Annotated in this window: 20 protein-coding genes; 13 read left to right on the forward strand and 7 right to left on the reverse strand. The window is 60.9% G+C overall.

Annotated elements, in window-relative coordinates; translation table 11 throughout:
- The 3 genes from J2X24_RS17585 to J2X24_RS17595 form a co-directional block, all read right to left on the reverse strand.
- Window positions 1–635: sugar-binding domain-containing protein (locus J2X24_RS17585; RefSeq protein ID WP_342591099.1), on the reverse strand; the 635-nt coding region annotated here is incomplete at its 3' end.
- Between the two features lie 306 nt (window positions 636–941).
- Window positions 942–2,186: an MFS transporter gene (locus tag J2X24_RS17590; protein WP_209724522.1), complete on the reverse strand. Its 1,245-nt coding sequence runs from the start codon at window positions 2,184–2,186 to the stop codon at window positions 942–944.
- Window positions 2,187–2,439: 253 nt separating this feature from the next.
- Window positions 2,440–5,100 (reverse strand): TonB-dependent receptor, encoded by a 2,661-nt coding sequence (locus tag J2X24_RS17595; RefSeq protein ID WP_245344887.1) that lies wholly within the window; start codon window positions 5,098–5,100, stop codon window positions 2,440–2,442.
- 848 nt (window positions 5,101–5,948) lie between these two features.
- Between J2X24_RS17595 and J2X24_RS17600 the strand changes: the two genes are divergently transcribed.
- On the forward strand, window positions 5,949–7,106 hold the full coding sequence (locus tag J2X24_RS17600; RefSeq protein ID WP_209724524.1) for an FkbM family methyltransferase: 1,158 nt from the start codon (window positions 5,949–5,951) through the stop codon (window positions 7,104–7,106).
- A 61-nt stretch (window positions 7,107–7,167) separates the two neighbouring features.
- On the forward strand, window positions 7,168–8,076 hold the full coding sequence (locus J2X24_RS17605) for a methyltransferase domain-containing protein (RefSeq protein WP_209724526.1): 909 nt from the start codon (window positions 7,168–7,170) through the stop codon (window positions 8,074–8,076).
- A 17-nt stretch (window positions 8,077–8,093) separates the two neighbouring features.
- On the opposite strand, the gene pseF is transcribed toward J2X24_RS17605, so the two are convergent.
- Window positions 8,094–8,789 carry a pseudaminic acid cytidylyltransferase gene (gene pseF / locus J2X24_RS17610; RefSeq protein WP_209724528.1) on the reverse strand — a complete coding sequence of 232 codons (696 nt, stop codon included), beginning with the start codon at window positions 8,787–8,789 and terminating at the stop codon, window positions 8,094–8,096.
- A 166-nt stretch (window positions 8,790–8,955) separates the two neighbouring features.
- Window positions 8,956–9,177 (reverse strand): acyl carrier protein, encoded by a 222-nt coding sequence (locus J2X24_RS17615; protein WP_209724529.1) that lies wholly within the window; start codon window positions 9,175–9,177, stop codon window positions 8,956–8,958.
- Window positions 9,178–9,333: 156 nt separating this feature from the next.
- Between J2X24_RS17615 and J2X24_RS17620 the strand changes: the two genes are divergently transcribed.
- The 11 genes from J2X24_RS17620 (at window position 9,334) to J2X24_RS17670 (ending at window position 20,847) form a co-directional block, all read left to right on the forward strand.
- Window positions 9,334–10,401: a 3-oxoacyl-ACP synthase III family protein gene (locus J2X24_RS17620; protein WP_209724531.1), complete on the forward strand. Its 1,068-nt coding sequence runs from the start codon at window positions 9,334–9,336 to the stop codon at window positions 10,399–10,401.
- 1 nt (window position 10,402) lies between these two features.
- A complete protein-coding gene (locus J2X24_RS17625; RefSeq protein WP_209724533.1) occupies window positions 10,403–11,521 on the forward strand; it encodes an aromatic ring-hydroxylating oxygenase subunit alpha in 1,119 nt (372 codons plus the stop codon).
- Window positions 11,518–12,276, forward strand: coding sequence for an SDR family NAD(P)-dependent oxidoreductase (locus tag J2X24_RS17630; protein WP_209724536.1), 759 nt, complete (start codon window positions 11,518–11,520; stop codon window positions 12,274–12,276). The genes J2X24_RS17625 and J2X24_RS17630 overlap by 4 nt, the downstream gene beginning before the upstream one ends.
- Window positions 12,273–13,103 (forward strand): alpha/beta fold hydrolase, encoded by an 831-nt coding sequence (locus J2X24_RS17635; RefSeq protein ID WP_209724537.1) that lies wholly within the window; start codon window positions 12,273–12,275, stop codon window positions 13,101–13,103. The genes J2X24_RS17630 and J2X24_RS17635 overlap by 4 nt, the downstream gene beginning before the upstream one ends.
- Window positions 13,100–13,336, forward strand: a complete 237-nt coding sequence (locus J2X24_RS17640) for a phosphopantetheine-binding protein (protein ID WP_209724539.1) — start codon at window positions 13,100–13,102, stop codon at window positions 13,334–13,336. Before J2X24_RS17635 ends, J2X24_RS17640 begins: the two co-directional genes overlap by 4 nt.
- A gap of 2 nt (window positions 13,337–13,338) precedes the next feature.
- Window positions 13,339–14,469, forward strand: a complete 1,131-nt coding sequence (locus J2X24_RS17645) for an AMP-binding protein (protein WP_209724541.1) — start codon at window positions 13,339–13,341, stop codon at window positions 14,467–14,469.
- Window positions 14,466–15,212, forward strand: a complete 747-nt coding sequence (locus J2X24_RS17650) for an SDR family NAD(P)-dependent oxidoreductase (RefSeq protein WP_209724544.1) — start codon at window positions 14,466–14,468, stop codon at window positions 15,210–15,212. Before J2X24_RS17645 ends, J2X24_RS17650 begins: the two co-directional genes overlap by 4 nt.
- Window positions 15,209–16,213 carry a ketoacyl-ACP synthase III gene (locus J2X24_RS17655; RefSeq protein ID WP_209724546.1) on the forward strand — a complete coding sequence of 335 codons (1,005 nt, stop codon included), beginning with the start codon at window positions 15,209–15,211 and terminating at the stop codon, window positions 16,211–16,213. Before J2X24_RS17650 ends, J2X24_RS17655 begins: the two co-directional genes overlap by 4 nt.
- A gap of 3 nt (window positions 16,214–16,216) precedes the next feature.
- Window positions 16,217–17,203, forward strand: a complete 987-nt coding sequence (gene pseG, locus J2X24_RS17660) for a UDP-2,4-diacetamido-2,4,6-trideoxy-beta-L-altropyranose hydrolase (RefSeq protein ID WP_209724548.1) — start codon at window positions 16,217–16,219, stop codon at window positions 17,201–17,203.
- Window positions 17,196–17,756 carry a GNAT family N-acetyltransferase gene (locus J2X24_RS17665; RefSeq protein ID WP_209724550.1) on the forward strand — a complete coding sequence of 187 codons (561 nt, stop codon included), beginning with the start codon at window positions 17,196–17,198 and terminating at the stop codon, window positions 17,754–17,756. The genes pseG and J2X24_RS17665 overlap by 8 nt, the downstream gene beginning before the upstream one ends.
- Before the next feature lie 244 nt (window positions 17,757–18,000).
- Window positions 18,001–20,847 (forward strand): DUF4982 domain-containing protein, encoded by a 2,847-nt coding sequence (locus tag J2X24_RS17670; protein WP_209724552.1) that lies wholly within the window; start codon window positions 18,001–18,003, stop codon window positions 20,845–20,847.
- 96 nt (window positions 20,848–20,943) lie between these two features.
- Here J2X24_RS17670 and J2X24_RS17675 read toward each other — a convergent pair whose 3' ends face one another.
- On the reverse strand, window positions 20,944–21,900 hold the full coding sequence (locus J2X24_RS17675; protein ID WP_209724554.1) for a class 1 fructose-bisphosphatase: 957 nt from the start codon (window positions 21,898–21,900) through the stop codon (window positions 20,944–20,946).
- Between the two features lie 131 nt (window positions 21,901–22,031).
- Window positions 22,032–22,835, reverse strand: a complete 804-nt coding sequence (locus J2X24_RS17680; protein WP_209724556.1) for a hypothetical protein — start codon at window positions 22,833–22,835, stop codon at window positions 22,032–22,034.
- Window positions 22,836–22,850 lie beyond the last annotated feature (15 nt).

A 22,850-nucleotide genomic window follows, 5' to 3' on the forward strand; every position in this document is an offset into this window, starting at 1 on the left:
TTCTGGCCGGGTTTGAGGAACTTCGTGACGTTGAACTCCGACGAAAGCTTGGAGTCCTCGGAATAGCCAACCTTCTCGCCATTGACCCAGATGTAATAGGCCGCGCCCGCTGCCCCGATATGCAGGAAGACGTCGTGACCGGTCCAATTGGCCGGGACCTCGAAGCCGCGCTTGTACGATCCGATCTCGATCATGTCGTGCGGGATGAAGGGTTCATTGGCCGGGAACGGATACTTGATGTTCCAGAACTCCGGCAGGCCAAAGGCGCCGTCACCCTGCGCCTGGATCATGCCGGGCACCTTGATCTTGGACCACGACGCGGTGTCGAAACCGTCGCGGTAGAAGTCAACGGGGCGGTTGTCGACGCCCTTCGAATATTTAAAGTCCCACGTGCCGTCGAGCGAACGGTAAAGCCTTGAGCCCGTCATGTCGCCCTTCAGCGCCAGGTCCCTGCTTTCAAAATTGAAGAAGCTCGCCTTCATCGGCTCGCGATTGACCGAAACAACATCAGCCTGCTCCCATTCCGCAGGGGCAGAAGACTGCGCATGCGCGAACGAGGAGCTGATCGCAATGGCGAGCCCGGCGCACACTGCGAATGCCGTCATTGATTTAAGGCGCGAGCGATAGAGACGCATATTTCCCCCGAAGCGAAGCAAGGTGAAGAAAAGACAACGGCAAGCGACGCCTGTCGGCGCGCAACATTCCAGCCTGTCGGCTTGTGGTGAATTAAATCATATTATTTATGGTCGCAATAACGAATTTCTAAGCTGAAAATCAAAATGCGCGCACAGCAATTATCGTCTCGGTCTCGTAAATCTGGAAAATATTATTTATTATGAATATGTTATGAATGCGCACGCAATGCCAGCCAGCATATCTCGCCGCGAATAAGTAGTCACACTTTTAATCGACGCTCGGAACAGGCCCGGATTCACTTAATTTCATGAACGCGATTCGTGAATACCGGAACGGCCAGCCGAAAAAAGCGGCTGCTTCGCAAAATAAAGCCAGGCGACGATGCACAGCCCAACACCAGCAAGCATGGCCATGAATCCATACCCCCGAACGCCGTAATTCTCGAAAATGATGCCCGAGAATAACATGCCGACACCCGTCATTGCGCCGCTTGCATATGCTGAATTTATCGCCTGGCCAAGGCCTTCGTGCCCCGGAGGAACGAGCATGTAGACCAGTTCCAGGCCCGCAAGGTAGACGGCGACAAAGGACAGGCTGTGAAGCAGTTGCAGCGGCCAGAGCAGCCAAAAGTCGGAGACGACCGCGGCCAGCCCCCACCGCAAGACGCCGGCCCCCGCCCCCAGCAGTAGAAGGCGCCAGGGCCCCAGGCGACGGCGCAATCGCCCGCCAAAACTCAGGAACACCAGTTCCGCCGCGACGGCGAGCGCCCACAGATATCCGCAGGAGGTGGCGGAGAGCCCCTCGCCTTGCCAGATGATTGTTGAGAAGGCGTAGTAGTAGCTGTGCGCCGCCTGGAGGCACCCCAGGGCAAGAATAAGCAGCACAAAGGCGCCGTTGCCCCAAAGCGCGCGCAGACGCGCCAGGCTTGGCTGATCGCGCCGCGGCAAAAGGGACGGATCGATCCGCGCGTTCGGGGGCAGCAAAAATTTCGCTCCCACGACCATCAGGCAGGCGGAGGCGACCATCCAGCCGAGCACGATGTCCACACCGACATTCCGCAGCATGTAGCCAAGGCAGATGCTGGCGAAGATGAAGGCTCCGGACCCCACGGCCCGCACCCACGAAAAGCTGAACCGCTCGCTACGCCCCAGTTGCATGGTCATGGCGTCCAGCAGCGGCGTAGCGCTCGCCACAGCCGTAAATCCGATCCCAAACAGGCCGGCCAGAATGTAAAACGATTTAAGGTCCGTGAGGGGCGTAAGCGCCATCAGGCCATAGGCCACGGCAGCGGCGAGCGCCAGGCCAAGGAGCGGCGTTCGGTACCTTATAAAGCGGTCCGCCCACAATCCGGAAAGCGGCCCGGTCACGGCGCGGCATAGGAGCGGAATGGCCAGTATCCAGCCGATCTCCGTTGGAGACATTCCGTAGTGCCCAAGCCAGGACGGCAGGAACGGCAGGCTCGCGCCCGTGCCCGCGCATAGGATGGCGTAAAAAGCGGCCTGCCTGACAAGAATGCCGGCACCTACCGGGCGGACGAACAATGGTTTCACCAGCTCTGTCCCGCAACGCTAGCGTCGATATTGTGCCTCATCCAAGTCCGACCAACTGCACGCCCGAGGCAAACAAATCATATTATTTACGCTTAACTAACGCCATATCGCGCGAAAGGACAAGAAAAAACGTCACAAGGCAAAAAATTAGTACGATTAATAATCATGCTCAAATATCACTCCGGCCGGACATTAGCGTCGAGGCAGGGCTGTAAGTAAAATGGGGGCTCTGAGAGCCCCCACTCCGTGAAACTTAGTGATACTTAAATCGAACAGAGAGACCGAAATACCGCCCCTCGTCGCGGATATCGCGGACAAACTTCCTGCCAGCCTCATAGACATGGTAGTTATGGAACGGCTCGGCCAGGATGTTCGAGATATCGAAGTTGATCGTATAGGTATCGTTCGGTGAGTAGTTGAACGAGTAGTCCAGCCGGTTGACCGCCTCCGTACCCTCGCCCTCGACGCCCGCATTCCGGTTGTCGTAACCGTTGATCCAGCGCGAACGGCCATTGTACGACAGGCGCGTGGAGATCTTGTCCTTCTCGTAGAAGATGGCCAGGTTATAGCTCCAGTTGGAGACGCCCGGAATCTTGACCATCGCCCCTTCGGCATCGATGGCCGCCGGCAACTGGTTATAGGCGTCAAGATAGGTGACATTGGCCTGGATGCCAAAGCCGCTCCAGGCGCCTGGCAGGAAGTCGAGGAAGGTCTGGCCGGCGACTTCAATACCCTTGATGGCGCCAGTACCGGCGTTTTCGGGACGCGAAACCTGAAGGTCACCATAGACCGGGTCATCGACGCGGCGGGTGTAGTTGCTGATGAAGCCGTCCAGGTCATGATAGAAGACGGCGATGCTGGCCGACGTATTCGACGATGGGTAATATTCCCAGGTGACGTCGTAATTGATCGAGGTCAGCGGCTTCAGATCCGGATTGCCGGCTGAGCCATAGGCGTCCGGAAGTGACGGATCGATCGTGCCGGTCTGGACGTTCTGAGAGATGTTCAGGGCCGGGTTGAGCTGGCCGAAGTCCGGGCGGGTGCGTGTCTTGGTGACGGCGAGGCGGATCTGCATGTCATTCTTCGGACGCAGGCGCATGCTGATATTGGGCAGTACATCGGTGTAGTTCTGCGTGATCGTGCGCGGCACCGCTTCGGTGACGCCATTCCAGGTCACGGTGGAGTTGCCGCTGTACTCGCCGACCGTATTGACGACCCGTACGCCGATATTACCGTCAACATCAGAACCGAAGAAGCGGGTCTCGTAACGCCCCTGGACATAGCCGGTGTAGGTGGCTTCCTTCGCCGTGAAACCGCGGTAAGGATTATAGCCCATCAGATCGGCTTGCCACTGGGCTTGCGTATTTTTCCAGCCCTGGTCGGTCGGATTAAGCGCGACGAGTTGCGCCAGGGCGGCCCGGGTCGACGTGAGAAGGCCCTGGCGGTTATCCACGATGCCGTCGCGCGAAGGCTGCAGATAGTTGCGGAAGCCATGCTCGCCGCCGCGGAAGGTATCCTGCGTCAGGGAGAGGTCACCGACCGGAATGGAGGTGAACGGTATGGCGAGCGGCAGCACCCAGGCATAGCGATCATTGCTTCTGGCATAGGCGTTGCGGTCGGAATAACGTAGGCCGGCCTTCACCTGCTTGAAGAAGCTCCAGTCGGTGTCATAGACCGCGTCGCCGCGCCATTGGATGCCGTTGCCGCCGACCTTGTAGATGCTTTCATAATAGCCGCGCCAGATATAGTTGGCGGGGTCCGATACATCCAGTCCCGGGGCCGACCATGCCACGCCGCCGTCTGAGACGAAGTTCACATTGATCGGATAGGATTGCTTGATCGCCGAATCGAGGCTCCAGGCCGAGTTCGAATACAGGCTGTTCGTATAGGCCAGGTCGGTCGACAGTTTCAGCCTGCCGTTGGTATAGCTGCCGCCCACCGCGATCTGCTGCGTGTCGGTGCGATCGAAGCCGGTCGAACGATAGAACTGGATCGGGTCGCCACCGGTATTGGTCATGCTCAGCACCTGGTTGGTGCCGTCCTGCATGACGATATTGCTCTTGGTGCCGTTCCACAGCGGGGCCTGAGCCCAGTCGTTGGCATGTTCGGCGCGATAGGCCTGCCACAGCAGATCGGCATAGAGCTCAACCTTGTCGTTCGGGCGCCATTGCAGGGTCGCGTTGGCGGACGGACGCCAGCGGTGGCCGGTATCCATGTACACCCCGGCCGAGTTCGGGAAGCGGATCGTCTGGCCACCGACCGTCGCGCTGCCGATAAAGCCATCCGCCCAGCGCACGGCGTTGCGAAAATCCTGCTCGGTGTAGGACAGGTTCACCAGGGCGCCGAAATCACCGTGACTGGTGGACCAGCGATCGGTGATCAGCAGGTTGCCGTTGGTGTTGAACTTGTCATTCTGGTCGTTGTAGGTCTCGCGGATGGCGCCATCGATTTCGAAACCCTTGAAGTCGAACGGACGGCGCGTGCGGACGTTGATCAGGCCGGCCAGGCCCGGCTCAAGCAGATCGGCGGTGCCGGACTTGTACACCTCCATGCCGGCCAAAGCGCCGGACGGAAAGTCCTGCATCTGGACGCGACGCAATTCGGCGGTCGAAATGTCACGGCCGTTCACTGTTGTGGCGACGTCCGGCAGGCCCCGCACCAGAACGCCGCTGCCCTCATCGCTGCCATGGGAAATCTGCACGCCCGGCAGGCGTGCCAGCGATTCGGCTGCGTTTACGTCCGGCAGCTTGCCGATGTCTTCGGCAACGATAGCGTCGATGATCGAATCAGACCGCTGCTTGATGACCTGCGCGGACCGCATGCTGGCGCGATAGCCTTTGACGACGACCGCCTCATCCTGCGCATCTTTGGACTGCTCTGTCTTTTGCTCGGAATTTTCCGCGGTCTGAGCCATCGCCACCCCTTGCGTGGCAAGCAAAAGGATCGATGCGGACGCAAAAAGTCGCAATGTGGGTCTCATAATGAACCTTCCTGAGTATCTTATTTGTCTTTTCGCCGGCTGTGGCCGCCAGGCCGGGTGATTTGTAAGACAATATGATTAAATGTATAGGGTCAATTTCAAATAGTAGGACAAAATTAATGCCATGTGTCCGATTTGCGACACTGCTATAATGTGGCCGAATCTGCAACTGTGAATTAAATTATTTTTATTAATAACAGACACATAAATCGATCAGACTCTAGGGCAAGACGCCGTCAGGGTTAAAATTCATAACAAGACAAAGATAACGACGTGATGCGAAAGGTTGAACATCGTCATAATTAAATCATACTTTTGGTGGGTATGACTGAAATTAAAGCTGTTTATTTTGCCGAGCCTTACGTTTCCATTCACCTCGGGCGGGAGCATTGTGACGCAACCGCTTTGGGCTAAACCGCTAAGGTTGCACCGATAAGACGTGTGCTCCGCTTAAACGCCGGCCTTGCCCTTTCCAATCACGGCCTGGCGGGCACCTTCAAATCGTTGTCTTCATTGATAACTTGACGCAACAAAGTTGAAACGGGCGAGAAGACAAATTGATGGTGGCTCGCGGCTGGTTATCGGTGCGTTAGGTCAGCCCTTCAGCACGCAATAAGTCACTTCGCCGACCTCCCCAGAAGAACTGCGCCCCGTCGTGGTATGCGGGTTCCAGGTCTCGCGACCGCTTGCTACTGAACGAACCGATGAGGTTTTACCGGGGCATTTCTGGCTAAAGGTGCTGTTAAGGATAATGGCATAGCGTCCCCACAAAGGAGTCGCGCATGGACCTCATGGAACGTTTGGGCTTGTTCGAGCCCGGCCAGATCGACTTTGGCGCTTCCGCCTTTACCGCCGCGCTGGATGCATGGCGCGAACGCAAACGTGCGCTCGACCTGCCGCGCCGCCCCCTTGTTCTCGTCGGTGCGGGTTCGGTGCTGGCCGCGCCGTTCGTCGAAGGCTGCCTGAAAAGCTGCAATGTCATCGCACTGCTCGATAACGCTAAGGCCGGAACGGAAAGCTTCGGCGTACCGGTGATCGGCGACGGGCAACTGCCTGACGTGCTGCGGGCTAACCCGGAGGCGATCGGTATCCTGTGCTGCGGTTCGGAACGCGCGCTTGACCATTTTCGCGCCAATTGGCCGGCGGGCGTGCCGCTGCTGTTTTACTTTGAGGTGCTGGCCTTGTGGCCGGGTGTCGCCGAAGCTGGCCCGAGCCTTGATTTCATCGGTGCGTTCCAAGATCTGAACTCGGTCCAGGCAGCGTACGATACGGCGCGGCGCCATCTGCGTGATTCCCTGAGCCTGAAAACACTTGACGCTGTGCTGCTGTATCGTCTGACCTGGGCGCCCGAGGTGCTGGATGGCATTCGTAAGCCCGAAAAGGCAATCTATTTCGAGCCGGACGTAATGCCCCTTCACGATTTGGAAGTGCTCGTCGATGGCGGCGCCTATGACGGTGATACCGCCAGGGATTTCGCCGCCAAGACGCAGAACCGCTACGGTCACATTCACGCTTTCGAACTCGATCCGGCCGTTGCCGCCGCCTTCGCCGCAAAAACAGCCCAAATGGAGCGTGTCACTCTGCACAGCGTGGGGCTATGGAACGGACCGGATACCTTGAGGCTGCAACACCGGACCGACAACGGTGGCCGTATCAGCGACGCTGGCGAGGTGAAGGTCGATCTTGTGGCTTTGGACGATATCGATGTCGGCGCGCCGACCGTGATAAAGCTCGACGTCGAAGGCGCGGAGGTAAATGCGCTGGCGGGGGCCGCGGCCACCATCCGCCGCCATAAGCCGAAACTGGCCATTTGCGCCTATCACAAGCACGATGACCTGGTGACTTTGTTCGAGGCCATAGGTGCGATTCGCGACGACTATAGCTTTTCCCTGCGGCACTATTCGCCGCTGGCCTATGACACGGTTATCTACGCGACCTGAAGGTCGACTTCGGCATTACCGATGGGGCGGCTTCCGCGGCCAGCCTGTGTAAGGAGACTCTATGCAAAAGGACGACAATGCTTGTCCCTCGTGCCAGCGCAGGCAGCTTGCGTTTCAGTATGCCCTGACGAACCCGGAGTTCCATACGGCACGGTGCAGGGATTGCGGTTTTATAGCCATGCATCCCTATCCTTCGGACTCTTTTCTTGAACGGCATTACAAAGAACGTGGGCTTTATAATTCGGAGGCGGATGAATCCGCCTATGTACGGGCTGTCGCCGATCGGGCAAAGTTGATCGAAGGCCTCTTGGACCGTGCGGGGAAAAGGGGTGCGACTGGCAAGGCTGTTGATTTTGGCGCGGGCGCGGGCATCGGTGTGGCTGCTCAGATGTCTCTGGGCTTCACCAGCCTGGGTATTGAAACGAATCCTCACGCGCAGTCTGTCGGACGCCGTTTGTTCGAAGCCGAAATTGTCGATCTAAGTCTTGATGAGATGCCAGGCGAACTGGCCCTGTTCACGGTTTTCGAGGTCCTGGAGCACATAAAGTACCCCCGCGAATTTCTGGCTGCCGTTTGTACACACATGGAGACATCGGGAACCGTGCTCGGGACAGTACCCAACTATAACGGACTGGCGCGCTATATTCGCGGCAAGCACTCTATCGCATTGGCCTGGCCCGAACACATCAACCAGTTTACCCGCGCCACGCTTAGGCGCACGCTCGAAGAGGCTGGGCTCGACGTGGTCTACATCGGATTTCCGCCACCCTATGGCGTCGTTTTTACCTTCGGCCTGCGTGCCTGGATACTGAAACATCTCAAGCCGGCTGCCGTGGCAAAAACGACGGCGTCCGTCATTACCTGGGTCAAGAAATATATCGCCTATCCCTTGCCCAACCTGTTTGCGGAAAAGACCGGATTTCTCGGCCATGGCCTGGTCTTCGTTGCCACGAAGAAAACACAGGCGTGATCGCCGGGCGCAAGCGCCTACGCCAAGCCCTTCAGAACGCGATAGGTGACTTCGGCCACTTCCCAATCCTCGGGCGTATCGATATCGACGACATGGGTCCGTGGCAGGATGACTGGCGCCGATATCGGCGAAAACGCGGTTTCGCCGTTAACCCACGCATCCGACCAACCCCAGTAGAACTGGGCCGCATCGTGATAAGCCGGCTCAAGGTCCTGCGATCGTTTGCTGAGATTTTCCGGCCAGAACATATCGACGCTGCCGTTGGCTGTCTGTTTCAGCGCGCGCTGGATGGGAAATGGGAAGGACGTCACGGAAAAGGCAAAGCGACGGCCGGGTTCGGACAACCGCGCCCACCCCTCTTTCAGCTTCTCAGGATCGATCAGGGGAGCGGTCGCGTAGATACAGCAGGTGGCGTCATAGGCCATGCCCTGGTCACGGAACCATTGGATGGCATGGACCACTACGGCGCCGGTGCCGGCGTAGTCATTGGCCAGGTCCGCTGGCCGGACAAACGGCGTTGCCGCGCCATGGGCGCGCGCGACCTCGGCGATTTCTTCGTCGTCCGTCGACACAATGATCGTGTCGAACAATCCGCATTCGCGCGCGGCCCGGATCGAATAGCTGATCATCGGCTGGCCGTGGAAAGACTTGATGTTCTTGCGCGGAATGCGTTTTGAGCCGCCGCGCGCCGGGATAACGCAAAGCTTTTTCACGAGAAGACCAGCCTGTTCATGTATGGGGACAAGTGCGGATCAGGCGCTTCGCGAAGGCGGCCAGACTTAGAGCATGATGCGTTTAATCCGAACCGTCATCATGCCCTAGGCTTTTGTTTTTTCGCGATATAGCCAAAAACCGCTGCACACTTTTTGGCATTTCGCTCTAAAGGCCTACCAGCGCGGCCAGGTCGTTGAGCGTCTTGGCGTCCTTCAGCTTCTCGCCGTCGACGATCTGGCCGAGGTCCGAATCGACCATGGCAACGAAGGAAATCACCGACAGGCTGTCCCAGTTGCCGACATCGTTGATCTGTTCCTCGCCCGTCAGGCCCGACGGGTCGGCTTCGAGGATTTCGGCGACGGCCGCGAAAAAGGCGGGTTTATCCATAGGTTTCAGTCCTTCATAGGAATAACGCTTACGGTTAATAAAGCGCATTTCCGTCAACATTCCCTTAAACCATAGATGCGAGGTTGAGCGCGAAGAGGTGATTGGCATCCGTTGCCGGAATCGCCGAAAATAACGAGCCTCCAACCGGGAATTTCCATGACCGAAGCCGTACTGAAAGGCGTAAGCGTCCGGGGCATCCGCGCCTGTGTCCCTGCCCTCTCACGGACACTGGAAGAGGAAGGGTTGATTCCCGATGCGGTTGAGCGCGAGCGTCTGATCGGTTCCATCGGCGTCCGGTCACGCCGCATCGCGCGGCCGGACGTGATGACATCGGACCTGTGCCAAAAGGCGGCCGATGGGCTGATCGAGGAACTGGGCTGGGAACGCGATACCATTGACGTGCTGATCATGGTGACGCAGAGCGCCGACTACGTCATTCCCGCAACCGCCTGTGCCCTGCAATCGCGTCTTGGCCTGGGATCGTGTCTGGCGTTCGACATCAATCTCGGTTGTTCGGGCTACGCCTACGGTCTGTGGACGGCGGCCAGCCTGATGCAAACCCTGAAAGTCACCGGCCGCCCGGCCCGCGCCTTGGTGCTGGCCGGCGACGTATCGACGTCCAAGCTGCTCAAGGACGATCGCGCCACCGTGCCCTTGTTCGGCGATGCCGGTTCGGCCACGGCGCTGGAACTTGATCCGGCCGCCGCCGACATGTTCGGCGTCTTCGGCACGGACGGTTCGGGCGCGGCGCACATCATGGTCGAGGCCGGCGCGCTCAGGCTGCCCCTCCTGCCCCCCGACGAACCGCATGCGCCGGAAAAGGCCGCGGAACTGTTCCGCAAGTCGCGCCTGCACCTCAACGGCACCGAAGTCTTCAATTTCACGCTCAAGAACGTGCCGGTGCTCGTCAAGTCGATCTTCGAAACCTCGGGCGCGACCATCGACGACATCGACTACGTCCTGTTCCACCAGGCCAATGTCTTCATGCTCAATCACCTGCGCAAGAAGTCGGGCCTGCCGGAAGACAAGGTGCCGGTCGCCATGGAAACCTACGGCAACACGTCGTCGGCCTCGATTCCGCTGACGATCGCCGACAAGCTGGCGGGCGCGTTCGACCGGCCGCGTGACATCGTGTTGATGGGTTTTGGCGTCGGCTGGTCGTGGAGCGCCATGAAGCTGAAGATGGGGCCTATGAACGCGCCGCAAGTGGTGGAACTGGCCTGACATGGATGACGCGGCTTCCGTCACGACCTATCAGTCCCGGCTGGGCCAGATCCCGGCGGACTACTACTGGCGCCCGGACGTGCTGGCGGCGGAGATCGCGCACGTCTTCAAGCCGTCGTGGCTGTGCGTCGGTTTCGCCGAGGACCTGGCGAACGACCGCGACTTCGTGACGGCGCAGATCGGCCCGCACAGCATCGTCGTGCAGAATTTCGGCGGGGAACTGCGCGCCTTCCGCAACGTGTGCTCGCATCGCTTTTCGAAGATACAGTGCGCGAAATCCGGCAATCGCGTCCTGCAATGCCCTTATCACGGCTGGACCTACGACGAGGGCGGCCGGCCCATCGGCGTGCCGCTCAATAAACAGAGCTTCGGGCTGAACGAGGCGGACAAATCCGCCCTCGCCTTGCAATCCTACGCCCTGGAAACGGTCGGCCATTTCGTCTTTGTGCGGATGACGAATGACGGCCCCGATCTCAGGACCTTCCTGGGTTCCTTCTACGACGATCTGCAGCACATATCCGAGGTCTGCCCCGACCGGTTCGAAAGCGAGTCCTATGACTGGGCCGCCAACTGGAAGCTCGGCATGGACAATGCCGCCGAAGGCTATCATGTGCCGCTGGTCCATGCCGACAGCTTCGGTCTGATCCTCAGCATCGACCTTCAGATTTCGACGGACGCCGACCATAGCCGCTATGTCGGCAAGCTGAAGGAGCGCTCGCTGAAGTGGTGGGCCAATGTCGGCAAGAGCATCAAGCTCCAGCCGTCGACCGTCTATCCTGAATACGGCAACTTCCTGATCTTCCCGAACATCGTCGTCACCTTCTCCGCCGGCAGCTTCCTGACCTTCCAGACCTTCGACCCCATCGGGCCTGAAGCCCTACGTATCAACTCGACCTCGTGGCTGGCCCGAAACAACGGCCGGGCGGCGCGCGGCCTGGTCATCGACAGCCTCAAGACCTTTTCAGCTCAGGTCCGCAACGAAGACGCCGCCATCTGCGCGGTGGCCCAGGCCGGCACGCGCGAAGCCGGCATACGCGCGCCGCTTTTGGGTGAACTGGAAGGCAGGATCGCGCATTTCCAGAAGGCCTATGCCCGCTACATGGACGGAGTGACGCCGTGACCTTTAATCCAATGTCGCTCGAAGGGCGCACCATCCTCGTTACGGGTGCCACCAGCGGTATCGGCAAGGCGACCGCCATCTATCTGTCGAAGCTGGGCGCCCGGATCGTCGCCTCCGGCCGCAACGAAGAACGGCTGGCCGACCTGCTTGGACAGCTTGAAGGCGACGGCCATGTCGGCCGTACCTTCGACCTGGCGCAACTGGACGCCATCGTGCCGTGGTTGAAGGCACTGTGTGCCGAGATCGGGCCGCTGAACGGCATCGCCCATTGCGCCGGCGTCCAGGCGACCAAGCCGATCCAGGCAATCAACCCGACCTTCGTCATGGATGTGCTGACTCAGAACCTCGGTGCCTCGCTGATGCTGGCCCAGGCCTTCCGCCTCAAGGCCTGTCATGGCGCAAATGCCTCGCTCGTCTATGTTTCTTCTTCGGCAGCGTTGAAGACGGCGCCCGGCAATGTCGTTTATGCCTCGTCCAAGGGCGGCATCGTCTCGGCCGTCAAGGGGCTGGGCGTCGAACTGGTCCGCGACGGCGTGCGCGTCAATGCGGTGGCGCCGGCCATGGTGGATACGCCGATGTCCGACCAGTTCCGCACCATCCTGTCCGAAGACAACTTCAAGCGTGTCGTCGACATGCATCCGCTTGGCCTCGGTCAGCCGGACGATGTCGCCGCGGCCATCGCCTTCCTGCTGGCCGACACGTCGCGCTGGATCACCGGCTCGATCCTGAATGTCGACGGAGGCTTCCTGGCATGACCGCAGCCGCTGCCAAACCGTCGCGCAAGATCGCCCTGTCACTGTGCGAAACCCACAGCCATGGCCCGCTGAGTTATCTCGAAATGGGCCGCGCCGATGGTCCATGCGTGGTCTTCCTGCACGGCTTCGGCGCCGATCTTCTCACCTGGCAGCTTTGTCTTGTGCCGCTGGCGGCGCAATACCGGATCGTCGCCATCGACCTGCCCGGCCATGGCCGTACGACTGCCGATGTCGGCGAAGCGACGCTTGCCTTCATGACCGCTTGGCTGGATGAAGCCTTCGATGCGCTGGATATCCGCGACGCCCACATGGTTGGCCATTCCATGGGCGCCAAGATCGCGCTTGGATTCGCGCTCTCGCATCCCGAACGCGTTTGCTCACTGGGGCTGATTTCGCCGGCGGGTTTGGGTGGCGATTTCCACCACGACCGGCTGGATGCCTTCCTGCACGATACGAACCGCGCTGAAGCCCTGGCGGAGCACCTGCTCGGGCCGCAAAGCGCTAATCTTATCCCAGGGTTGGTACGCTCACTGACCGAAGCGGCGCGCGCTGATGACCGGCGCCATGCCCTGCACAGCCTGCTGGGGCAGGCGAAGACCTATGGCCTGGCCCTGTCGCCAGAAGGGTTCGACTGGTCCAGGATCCGGGTGCCGGTCATGATCCTGTGGGGCGGCAGCGACCGGCTAATCCCCATGCCGGCCGCCGATCGCTTGCCGCCGCGCAGCGCGCTCCATGTTCTCGATGGCGTAGGCCATCTGCCGCACATGGAAGCCTCCGGCGCCGTCGTTTCCGCTTTGAAAGCTTTTCTTCCTCAGGGGTCCATATGACCGCACTTGCCCTCATCCAGACCGAACTGACGCAGATGCTTGGCGACAAGGGGGCGGCCACCGGCGAGATCACTGCCGATACGCCGCTGCTCAACGGGCCGTTCGATATCGACAGCCTGGACCTGGCTACCCTGGTCGTAACGCTGGAAGAAAAGACCGGCCTAACGCCCTTTGCGGGCGGCTTCGTGCTGTTCCACACGGCAGGAGAATTGGCCGCTTTGTTCGGCGATTAGAGATGCCGGCAATCCTCAATCCCCGCTTTGAACTGATCGGTTCGCGCACGCTTGGCGCCAGCGCACTGACGCCCAAGGGCGGTGTCGTTGACGTCGCCAAGGCCGGCACGCGCGGCGTCATAGGCGCGCTGCTGGCCGCCGAGGCGGGCGAAGACGCGTGGTTGCTGCGCGACGCCGCTTCGCCACCCGATGCCAGCGCGGGGGACGGCAGGGTGTGGTTGCAGACCTCTGGCACGACGGGCAAGCCCAAATGGGCGGGCTATAGCGTCGCCCATCTGGCGGCGCGGATCGCCGCGGGTAAGGGTGAGCGCGCGCGCTGGCTCCTGACCTACAATCCCGGCGCCTTCGCCGGCGTCCAGGTCATACTGTCGGCGATGATGGGCGGGCATGTCCTGGTCGCGCCGGCGCCGGGCGCTCCGGTTTCGGAAATGGCGCGGATCGCCGCCAGCACCGGCGTGACGCACGTGTCGGGCACGCCGACCTTCTGGCGCGCCTTCCTGATGGCTCTGGGGGACGCGCCCCTGTCCTTGCGCAGCATTACGCTCGGCGGCGAGGCGGTCGATCAGCCGCTGCTGGACAGCTTGAAACACCGTTTCCCTCAGGCCGCTCTGCGACATATCTATGCGACGACCGAGGTCGGAACCGTGTTCAGCGTCTCCGACGGCCGCGCGGGCTTTCCGCGCGACTGGCTCTACCAGCCGCTGAATGGTCTGAAGCTTACCCTGTCGGCCGACGATACCTTGCGCGTCGAAAACCCGAAGGCTAGCGGCATGGCGCAAAACCAGGTCTGGGACACGGGCGATGTCGTCGAACTGTCCGGTGACCGTGTCCTGTTCAAGGGACGTATGGACGCCATGGTCAATGTCGGCGGCGTCAAGGTCTTCCCGGAAACGGTCGAAGCCCACCTCCTGGCCCTGCCCTTCGTCCAGGACGTGCGAGTGACGCCGAAGCCCAACCCCATTACCGGCCACGTGCTGACGGCGGACATTGTTTTGAAACCTTTTTCCGGTGAAGTGGAACCGAAGATCAAGGCACACCTGGCGGAATTGCCACGCGCCGCGCGTCCGGCATCGCTGCGGTTCGTCGACACGCTGGACATTGGGGCAACAGGCAAGAAGTTGAGAGCCGTATGACCGAGGGGACATCGAAATGGCTGTTGCTGAGCGGGGTCAGCCGAGGGCTGGGCCTGGCGCTGGCGCGTGACCTTTTGGCGCGCGGCTATGGCGTTGCCGGATGCAGCACCAGCTTCAATGACGAACTGAAAGCCCTGGTCGAGGTCCACGACGGCAGGTTCCTGTGGGCTGGCGTCGATATGGGCGACACGACGGCGATCGATGCCTTTGTCATCGACGCCGCCAGGCACTTCGACGGGCAGCGCCTGTGGGGAGTGGTCAACAATGCCGGCATGTCGGTTGAAGGCATTCTGTCCACCTTGCCTGTGACCGATATCGAAAAGGTGCTTCAGGTCAATTTGACCGGCGCCATCTGCCTGGCGCGCTCCGGCCTGCGCCAGATGATGAAGACGCGCAAAGCCGGACGGGTCATCAATATTTCGTCCATCACCGGGTCGCGCGGCTATACCGGCCTGACCGCCTATGCAGCGTCGAAGGCCGGCATGGACGGCTTTACCCGCGCCTTGTCGCGCGAGGTCGGGCGTCTGGGCATCACCGTCAACTCGGTGGCGCCCGGCTACATGAAAACCGCCCTGTCCGAAGGATTGGATGACAAGCAGCTTGACCAGATCGTCCGGCGCACGCCGCTCGGGCGTCTGTGTGACCTGTCGGATGTCGTGCACCTCGTCAGGTTCCTGCTGTCGGAGGATGCGGCCTTCATCACCGGCCAGGTCCTTACGGTCGACGGAGGGCTGACCAGTTGACCAGCTTTGTCGCCAAAGCGCCCGCGCTGAAAGGGATCGTGACCGCCCTGCCCGAACGGGTGAGCGAAAACGCCGATCTTGCCTTAAGCTTTGGCGAAGAGGTCATGGCCAAGATCGTAAAGGCCACGGGCATCGAGCGCCGTCCGGTGGCGGACGCGCACACCGTGTCCGATCTGGGCTGCATCGCCGCTGAACATCTGCTGGCGAAGCTCGAATGGGACCGCGCATCCATCGGCCTTGTGATCGTCGTTACTCAGACCCCGGACTATCCCCTGCCCTCCACCGCCTGCGTCATGCAGCACAGGCTGGGCCTGGGCACGCATGTTGCCGCCTTCGACCTCGCGCTGGGCTGTTCCGGCTACGTCTACGGCCTGTCGGTGGCGGCGGCGATGATGCAGGGCGCGGGCATTGACCGTGCCCTTCTGGTCAGCGGCGACATTACGACGCGAATGATCTCCGAGACCAATCGCGCGCTGATGCCGCTGTTCGGCGACGCCGTCGCGGTCACCGCGCTTGAGCTGTCCGAACACGGATCGATTGCCTTTGATCTGGGTTCTGACGGATCGGGCGCGCCCTATCTGATCTCAAAGACCGGCGGCCTGGCGGAACCGGGCAAGCCGGAGCTGTTCATGGACGGCACCCAGGTCATGGCCTTTTCGCTGAAGCAGGTGGCGCCGTCGGTCGAACGCGCCCTGACGACCGCCGGCATCGCCATAGAGGCCGTCGACCACGTTATCCTGCATCAGGCCAATGCCATGATGCTCAAGACGCTGGGTCACAAGATCAAAGCCAGCGACGATCAGATGGTCTATGCCGTCCGCGACTTCGGCAACACGTCGTCGACCTCGATCCCGCTGGCGGTCTGCGATCACCTGACCAATCGCCCCGTCCGCGGCGAACAGACCTTCCTGATGTGCGGCTTCGGGGTCGGCTGGTCGTGGTCGACGGCCGTGTGGCGCACGCAAGCGCCGGCTGTCCACGACATCGTTCGCGTGGCCTGAGCCATGGCCCGGCTGTTCATCCGTACCGAAGCGTCCGCGCAGATCGGCATGGGCCATTTCATGCGCTGTTTCGCGGTGGCCGAAGACGCCCGTGGCCGCGATATTGCCGTTACCTTCCTGGTAAGCGAGGAGGTTCCGGCGATCAGTCACCGCGCCGCCACCATTGGCGCCGTGGTACAGGTGATCCGGACGCCCTTGGGGCAGGATGCCGATGCCATTGCCGCCTGCGGAATAGCTTCCCAGGACTGGCTGATAATTGACAGCTACAAGGCAACGCAGGCTTACCACAGCCAGTTGCACGCGCTCGCGCGGCTTGCCGTGGTCGACGACCTCAATGCCTTTGACGCCTACGACTGCGACCTGCTGATCAATGCCGCTGAGGCCGCCTTTGACATGGGCTACGGGAACAAAACCCACGCCGGCCTGTTGCTGGGCGCCGACTACGCCATGATTCGCCGGGAATTCCTGATACCGCATAAGCCGGTAACTGACGGTCCCTTTATCGCTGTCATGTTCGGTGGCAGCGATCCGGGTGGATTGACCGTCGTGGTCGCGGAACGGCTGCACTATGCCTTTCCGGACATGAAAGTCCGCGTGATAGCCGGACCAGCCAATGCCCATATCGGCCTGCTGCAGGAAACGGCGCGTTTCCTGCCGAATATCGAAGGTTTAGTCGACCCGGCCAGCGTGGCCGAGGTCCTGGCCGGCGCGACCCTGGTCGTGACAGCGGCCGGCGGCAGTGTCGGCGAGGTCGCTGCCATGGCGCTGCCGGCGCTGGTTCTGGTCGTCTACGACAATCAGGCGGCCGCCCTTCAGGCCTGCCCCTTCCCGGTCATCGATGTCCGCAAGGGGCTGCCCGACGACCTGGAGGCCCATGTTGCCGCCCTGCTCGACGATGCGGACGGGCTGAAGGCCATCGCCGCTCGCGGCCATGCGATTGTCGACGGTAAGGGCGCGCAACGTATCGTGGAGGCCATGTTCGGTGCTTAAATTTCTTTCCTACCGCCGTCCGACGGCCGATGATGCCAAGTTGCTGCTCGACTGGCGTACGGCGCCGCATATTACGCGGTATATGCTGACCGACGTGCCCTACGATATCGAACGGCAGAAAGCCTGGATCGAGCGCACGAACCAGCGCGACGACTATCAGCACGCCATCATCCGCATCGAGGGCCGCGATGTCGGTTATGCGTCGGTGACCGTGACGGATAAGGCTTCGCAGATCGGCGAAATCGGGGTCTATGTCGGCGCGATGGATGTGCCGCGCGAATTGTCGGCCTACAACTTCGTTGGCACCCTCAACCACGCCTTCTTCACCATGGGCCTGCACAAGCTGGTCAACCATGTGATCGCATGGAACGACCGTACCGTCCGGGCGCAGCAGTTCAACGGTTATCGCCACGTCGGCGTCCTGAAGGACCACACCCTCAAGGACGGTGTCCGTCATGACCTGCATATCTTCGAGCAATCGGCTGAGGAATGGCGGGCATTTCGCCGGAAGTTCCACGACACCCGCAACTGGGACGGCATAGAGACCGAATAGACCAATTTGGTCACTTTCGCGCACAAAGATGCATAATTGGTCCGATCAAACTTGATCACTTGCGCACCTTAAGTTACAGGTGGCCTAAATGGTCAGGCCACTTGAGGATGTTATGCGCGCTTTCAGAACGGCTCTTCTGCTTTCCACGACAGCCCTTGTGCTGGCCTCACCGGCTCTGGCACATCGCGCATCAACGGCGGTGACATCGCCCCGGCAAAGCTTCAGTTTCGATCAGGGTTGGAAGATGAAGACGGGCGATGACGCCTCAGCCGCCAACGCGGTCTATGACGACAAGGCCTGGAAAAGCGTCACCTTGCCGAACGCCTTCAATGAAGAAGAAGCGTTCGCCAAGGACATCCATGAGCTGTCGACTGGTATCACCTGGTACCGCAAGCACTTCAAGCTTCCGGCCGGGGCCAAACCCAAGCACGTCCTGGTCGAATTCGAAGGCGTGCGCCACGTCGCCGATGTCTGGGTCAACGGCGAAAAGATCGGCTTCAACGAAAACGGCGTCATGGCCTTTGGCTTCGATATCTCGAAAGCCCTGCTGCCGGGCGACAATGTCATCGCCGTGCGGGTCGACAATGACTGGGCGGCGCGCGAACGCAGCACAGGCACACGCTATCAGTGGGCGGACAAGAACTTCTACGCCAATTACGGCGGTATCAATAAACCGGTCACACTGCACCTGACCGGTGGCGTCTATCAGACCTTGCCGCTATGGTCATCACTGAACAGCACAGGCGTCTATGTCTATGGTTCGGATTACGATATCGCGGGCAAGTCAGCAACCATCACCGCCGAATCCGAGGTGCGCAACGATACGGCGGCCGACCGTACCCTCACCTACGGCGTCGAAATCCGCGATCTCGACGGCAAGCGCGTGGCGGCCTTTGATGGCGGCGCCCAGACGCTTAAGGCTGGCCAGACGGCGATGCTCAAAGCCTCGCAACGGGTTGGCGGCCTCAACTTCTGGAGCTGGGGCTACGGCTATCTCTATACGGTCACAACGACGCTGACCGAAAACGGCAAGGTTATCGATGCCGTCGATACCCGCACCGGTTTCCGCGCCACAGAATTCAAGGACGGCATGGTCAAACTCAACGGCCGCACCCTGCTGATGAAGGGCTATGCCCAGCGCTCAACCAATGAATGGCCGGCGGTCGGCATCTCGGTGCCGCCGTGGGTATCGGACTTCGGCAACACCCTCATGCTGGAGGGCAATGGCAATCTGGTGCGTTGGATGCACGTCACGCCCGGCAAGCAGGAGATCGAGTCCGCCGATCGTCTGGGCCTGATCCAGGCCATGCCGGCGGGCGACAGCGAAGGCGATCCCCAGGACCGGCGCTTTGACCTGCGCGTCGAACTGATGCGCGATGCCATCATCTATAACCGCAACAATCCGTCGATTCTGTTTTACGAAGGCGGCAACAAGGGCATTACCGAAGACCACATGGCCAGGATCAAGGCCGTGCGCGACCAGTATGATCCAAACGGCGGCCGCGCCGTCGGATCTCGCGAAATGCTCGATTCCAAAATCGCCGAATATGGCGGCGAGATGCTCTATATCAACAAGAGCAAGTCCAAGCCTTTGTGGGCCATGGAGTATTCGCGCGACGAAGCCGCCCGCGCCTACCAGGACGACTTCACGCCGCCGCTGCACAAGGACAGTCCGGCCTATAACCGCAATGTCGAGACGATCGCCACCGAGAACGTCAAGCGTTGGTGGGACTTCTACCGTTATCGCCCGGGGACCGGTGAGCGCGTTAGCGCCGGCGGCGTCAATATCGGCTTTACCGATAGCAATTCGCATTTCCGCGGTGACAACAACTACCGCCGCTCTGGAGAAGTCGATGCCGTGCGGCTGCCGAAGGACAGCCTGTGGGTCCACAAGGTGATGTGGGACGGCTGGGTCAATTCCGAAGGCTATCATACCCATATCATTGGCCACTGGACCTATGCTGCCGGCGTGACCAAGAACATCTTCGTGGCGTCCAATGGCGACAGCGTTGAACTGTTCGTCAACGGACGATCCCTGGGCAAGGGCGAGAAGTCGGACGGTTTCCTGTTCACTTTCAAGAATATCGCCTTTGTACCCGGCGAACTGAAGGCAGTGGCCACCTACGCGGACGGCAAGACTTCCGAGGACACCCGCAAGACGGCGGGTCCGCCGGCCGCCGTAAAGCTGACGCCGATTACCGGGCCGCGCGGCTTTGTCGCCGATGGCGCCGACCTGATGCTGGTCGATGTCGAGGTCGTGGACAAGGACGGCGACCGCGTGCCGATAGCCTTCAACGCCATCAACTTCAAGCTGGACGGCGCCGCTGTCTGGAAGGGAGGCATCGCCCAGGACGAAGGCGTGGCCGACAAGAAAAAGTCGACCAACTACGTTCTCTCCACCCGCCTGCCGGTCGAAGGCGGCATCAACCGGGTACTGATCCGCTCGACCACCAAAGCCGGAAAGGTCACCTTGCAAGCGTCCGCTGATGGCTTGACGCCGGCTTCCATCACGACGGCGACCAAGGCCATCGCAGTCAAGGACGGCTTGAGCCCGGTGTTCGCCGAAGATACGCAACCCGTCAATCTGAAGCGCGGCCCGACGCCCCTGACACCTTCCTTCTCAGCCGCGCGACGCGGCGTGACGGTCGCGACAATCACCGCCGGCTCCAACCCGGCGGATGCGGTAAAGTCTCACGACGACGACGAACGATCGACCTGGAACTCCGACGGAACAGCCGGCACGGCATGGATCGAGTACGACCTTGGCACGGCTCAGGAAATCTCGGGCGTATCGTTGCGGATGACCGGCTGGCGGGTACGCACCTATCCGCTGAAGATCACGCTCGACGACAAGGTCGTCTATCAGGGCACGCCGGAAAAGTCGCTCGGCTATGTCGATCTCGACTTCCCGGTTCAGAGCGGGCGCAGGCTGAAGATCGCCCTGACGGCTCCGACCGAAGACCGCGATGGCTTCGGGAACATCATCGAAGTCACCACGGATCGACAGGGCGCCTCGACCGGCGCCGAAAAGGTCAAGACCGGGCACGTCCTCAGTATCGTCGAAGCCGATATCCTGGGGCCAGCGAACTAGAGCATGATGCGTTTAGGTTGAACCGCCATCATGCTCTAGGTTATTGCTTTATCGCGATTTGGCCAAAAACCGCTGCACACTTTTTGGCATATCGCTCTAGCCGGCGTACTCCGCGACCCGCGCGACCTCTTCAGCCGAACCCAATACCACGCCGGTGCGCTGATGCAGGCCGGTCGGCTGGAGGTCGAGAATGCGGTTCGTGCCATCGGTCGCCTGGCCGCCTGCCTGCTCGATCAGCAGCGCAATCGGATTTGCCTCATACATCAGGCGCAGTTTGCCATTTGGACGCTTAACGTCACCCGGATACATGAAGATGCCGCCGCGCGTCAAAATGCGATGGACATCGCCGACCATCGAGGCCAGCCAGCGCATGTTGAAATCGACGCCGCGCGCGCCGTCCTTGCCGGCAACGCATTCGTCGATATAGCGGCGGATGCCGACGTGCCAGTGACGATGGTTCGACATGTTGATGGCGAATTCGCGCGTCTGCGCCGGGATCGTCATCGCGGCCTTGGTCTGGATCCACTGGCCGCTTTCATCGGGCGTAAAGGCCGAAACGCCATCGCCGACCGTCAGAACCAGGATCGTTTGCGGCCCATAAACGGCATAGCCGGCGCAAACCTGTTCGCGGCCGGGTTTCAGGAAATCGCTTTCGGACAAAGCCCCTTGCGGTGCCTTGAGCACCGAAAAGATGGTGCCGACGACGCCGTTGACGTCGACATTGCTGGAGCCGTCGATCGGATCGAAGATCAGCAGATATTCGCCCTTGTCAAAGCCGACAAAGGTTTCCATTTCTTCGGATGCCAGGCCGCGCACGGTTCCCTGCCACCGCGCCTCTTCCATCATGATGTCGTTGGCGATGACATCGAGCTGCTTCTGCTCCTCGCCCTGGACATTTTCCTGACCCAGCGCGCCCTGCAGGTCGTTGACGGCGCTCAGGTTGACCGTGCGGCCGATCACGGCGCAGGTGTCGGCCAGCAGGCCGATCAGGGTTTTCAGGCTGGCAGGCAGAGCGGAGCGATCGCTCAGATAGGCGTTGAGGGTGGCTGGCATTTGAGTCCTTAGAAGGCTTTTTTATATGGGAGGCGGACGCCTGTTGGCTGTTTAAGCTCTTTCACGTCCATGACGCGAATGTGCAGCCGCCTCTCCCAAAGTCAACCCTCCCATAGGCCATTCCTCAGGTTTTAAAAGGTTTCGCCATAGATATGGCCGCCATTCAGAACGGTGACGTCAAAGCCGTTCTTGCGGATGGCGTTTCCAGGCGATCCGCCGACACGCCTTGCCGACTCGCCCGGCATGCCGGCGTCACCGCCCTTACCGCCGGGATTGCCGCGCCGCCCGCTCTGGCCACCGCCGGCGATTGTCCCTGGCCGCCCCATGTCGCCGCCCACAAAGGTGCCTTCGCTGGGTTCGGGGCTGCCGCCCAAGCCAGGTTCGCCGTTGGGAAAACCGCCACCGCCGCCGCTGCCGCCGTAACCCGGAGCCCCGTCCGCGCCACCGCCGCCGCCGCCGCCGCCCTTGATCGAGCCTGTTTTCAGAATTGTGATCGTCATCGGGCTTTGCGCCACGATAGCGTCGCCGCCCTTGCCGCCATCCGTTGCCACCGGTGAGCCACTGTTACCGCCGCTTCCGCCACCGCCATAGACGTTACCGCGGACCAGCAGCCAGATTTCCGCGTCGTCTGGCCATTCGCCGCTGATGAGCGCGGGCCCGCCGTCCCGTGAGCTGCCCCTGCCACCTGCCGCGCCCAGGATGTTCACCCCCTGCGGCACGACGAAAAGATATTCGGCGGCAGCCGCGCCCCTATAGCCGGCCTTGTCGGCCATCTTGCGCAGCGAGCCCGGGCCGGCTACCTGAACGACAACCGGATTAAAATCATCCTCAACCTCTGTCTCGGTCGTGGCGGAAGCCGGCGCGTGCTGAGCCGTTGCCAGCGGTGCAACCGCCAGAAACGCAGTTACCGCAATGGTCGTCAGTATGCGGATCATATTGTCCCCTCTTTC

The sequence above is a fragment of the Asticcacaulis solisilvae genome, assembly GCF_017875235.1.
In the GTDB taxonomy this organism is placed as follows: Bacteria; Pseudomonadota; Alphaproteobacteria; order Caulobacterales; family Caulobacteraceae; genus Asticcacaulis; species Asticcacaulis solisilvae_A.

Bases quoted from the DNA above. Each gene is read 5' to 3' on its own strand.
- J2X24_RS17620 (WP_209724531.1), top strand. From the start codon at position 9,334: ATGACCGAAGCCGTACTGAAAGGCGTAAGCGTCCGGGGCATCCGCGCC.
- J2X24_RS17600 (WP_209724524.1), top strand. From the start codon at position 5,949: ATGGACCTCATGGAACGTTTGGGCTTGTTCGAGCCCGGCCAGATCGAC.
- J2X24_RS17645 (WP_209724541.1), top strand. From the start codon at position 13,339: ATGCCGGCAATCCTCAATCCCCGCTTTGAACTGATCGGTTCGCGCACG.
- J2X24_RS17635 (WP_209724537.1), top strand. From the start codon at position 12,273: ATGACCGCAGCCGCTGCCAAACCGTCGCGCAAGATCGCCCTGTCACTG.
- J2X24_RS17615 (WP_209724529.1), bottom strand. From the start codon at position 9,177: ATGGATAAACCCGCCTTTTTCGCGGCCGTCGCCGAAATCCTCGAAGCC.
- J2X24_RS17640 (WP_209724539.1), top strand. From the start codon at position 13,100: ATGACCGCACTTGCCCTCATCCAGACCGAACTGACGCAGATGCTTGGC.
- J2X24_RS17605 (WP_209724526.1), top strand. From the start codon at position 7,168: ATGCAAAAGGACGACAATGCTTGTCCCTCGTGCCAGCGCAGGCAGCTT.
- J2X24_RS17595 (WP_245344887.1), bottom strand. From the start codon at position 5,100: ATGGCTCAGACCGCGGAAAATTCCGAGCAAAAGACAGAGCAGTCCAAA.
- pseG (WP_209724548.1), top strand. From the start codon at position 16,217: ATGGCCCGGCTGTTCATCCGTACCGAAGCGTCCGCGCAGATCGGCATG.
- J2X24_RS17650 (WP_209724544.1), top strand. From the start codon at position 14,466: ATGACCGAGGGGACATCGAAATGGCTGTTGCTGAGCGGGGTCAGCCGA.
- J2X24_RS17675 (WP_209724554.1), bottom strand. From the start codon at position 21,900: ATGCCAGCCACCCTCAACGCCTATCTGAGCGATCGCTCCGCTCTGCCT.
- J2X24_RS17625 (WP_209724533.1), top strand. From the start codon at position 10,403: ATGGATGACGCGGCTTCCGTCACGACCTATCAGTCCCGGCTGGGCCAG.
- J2X24_RS17680 (WP_209724556.1), bottom strand. From the start codon at position 22,835: ATGATCCGCATACTGACGACCATTGCGGTAACTGCGTTTCTGGCGGTT.
- J2X24_RS17670 (WP_209724552.1), top strand. From the start codon at position 18,001: ATGAAGACGGGCGATGACGCCTCAGCCGCCAACGCGGTCTATGACGAC.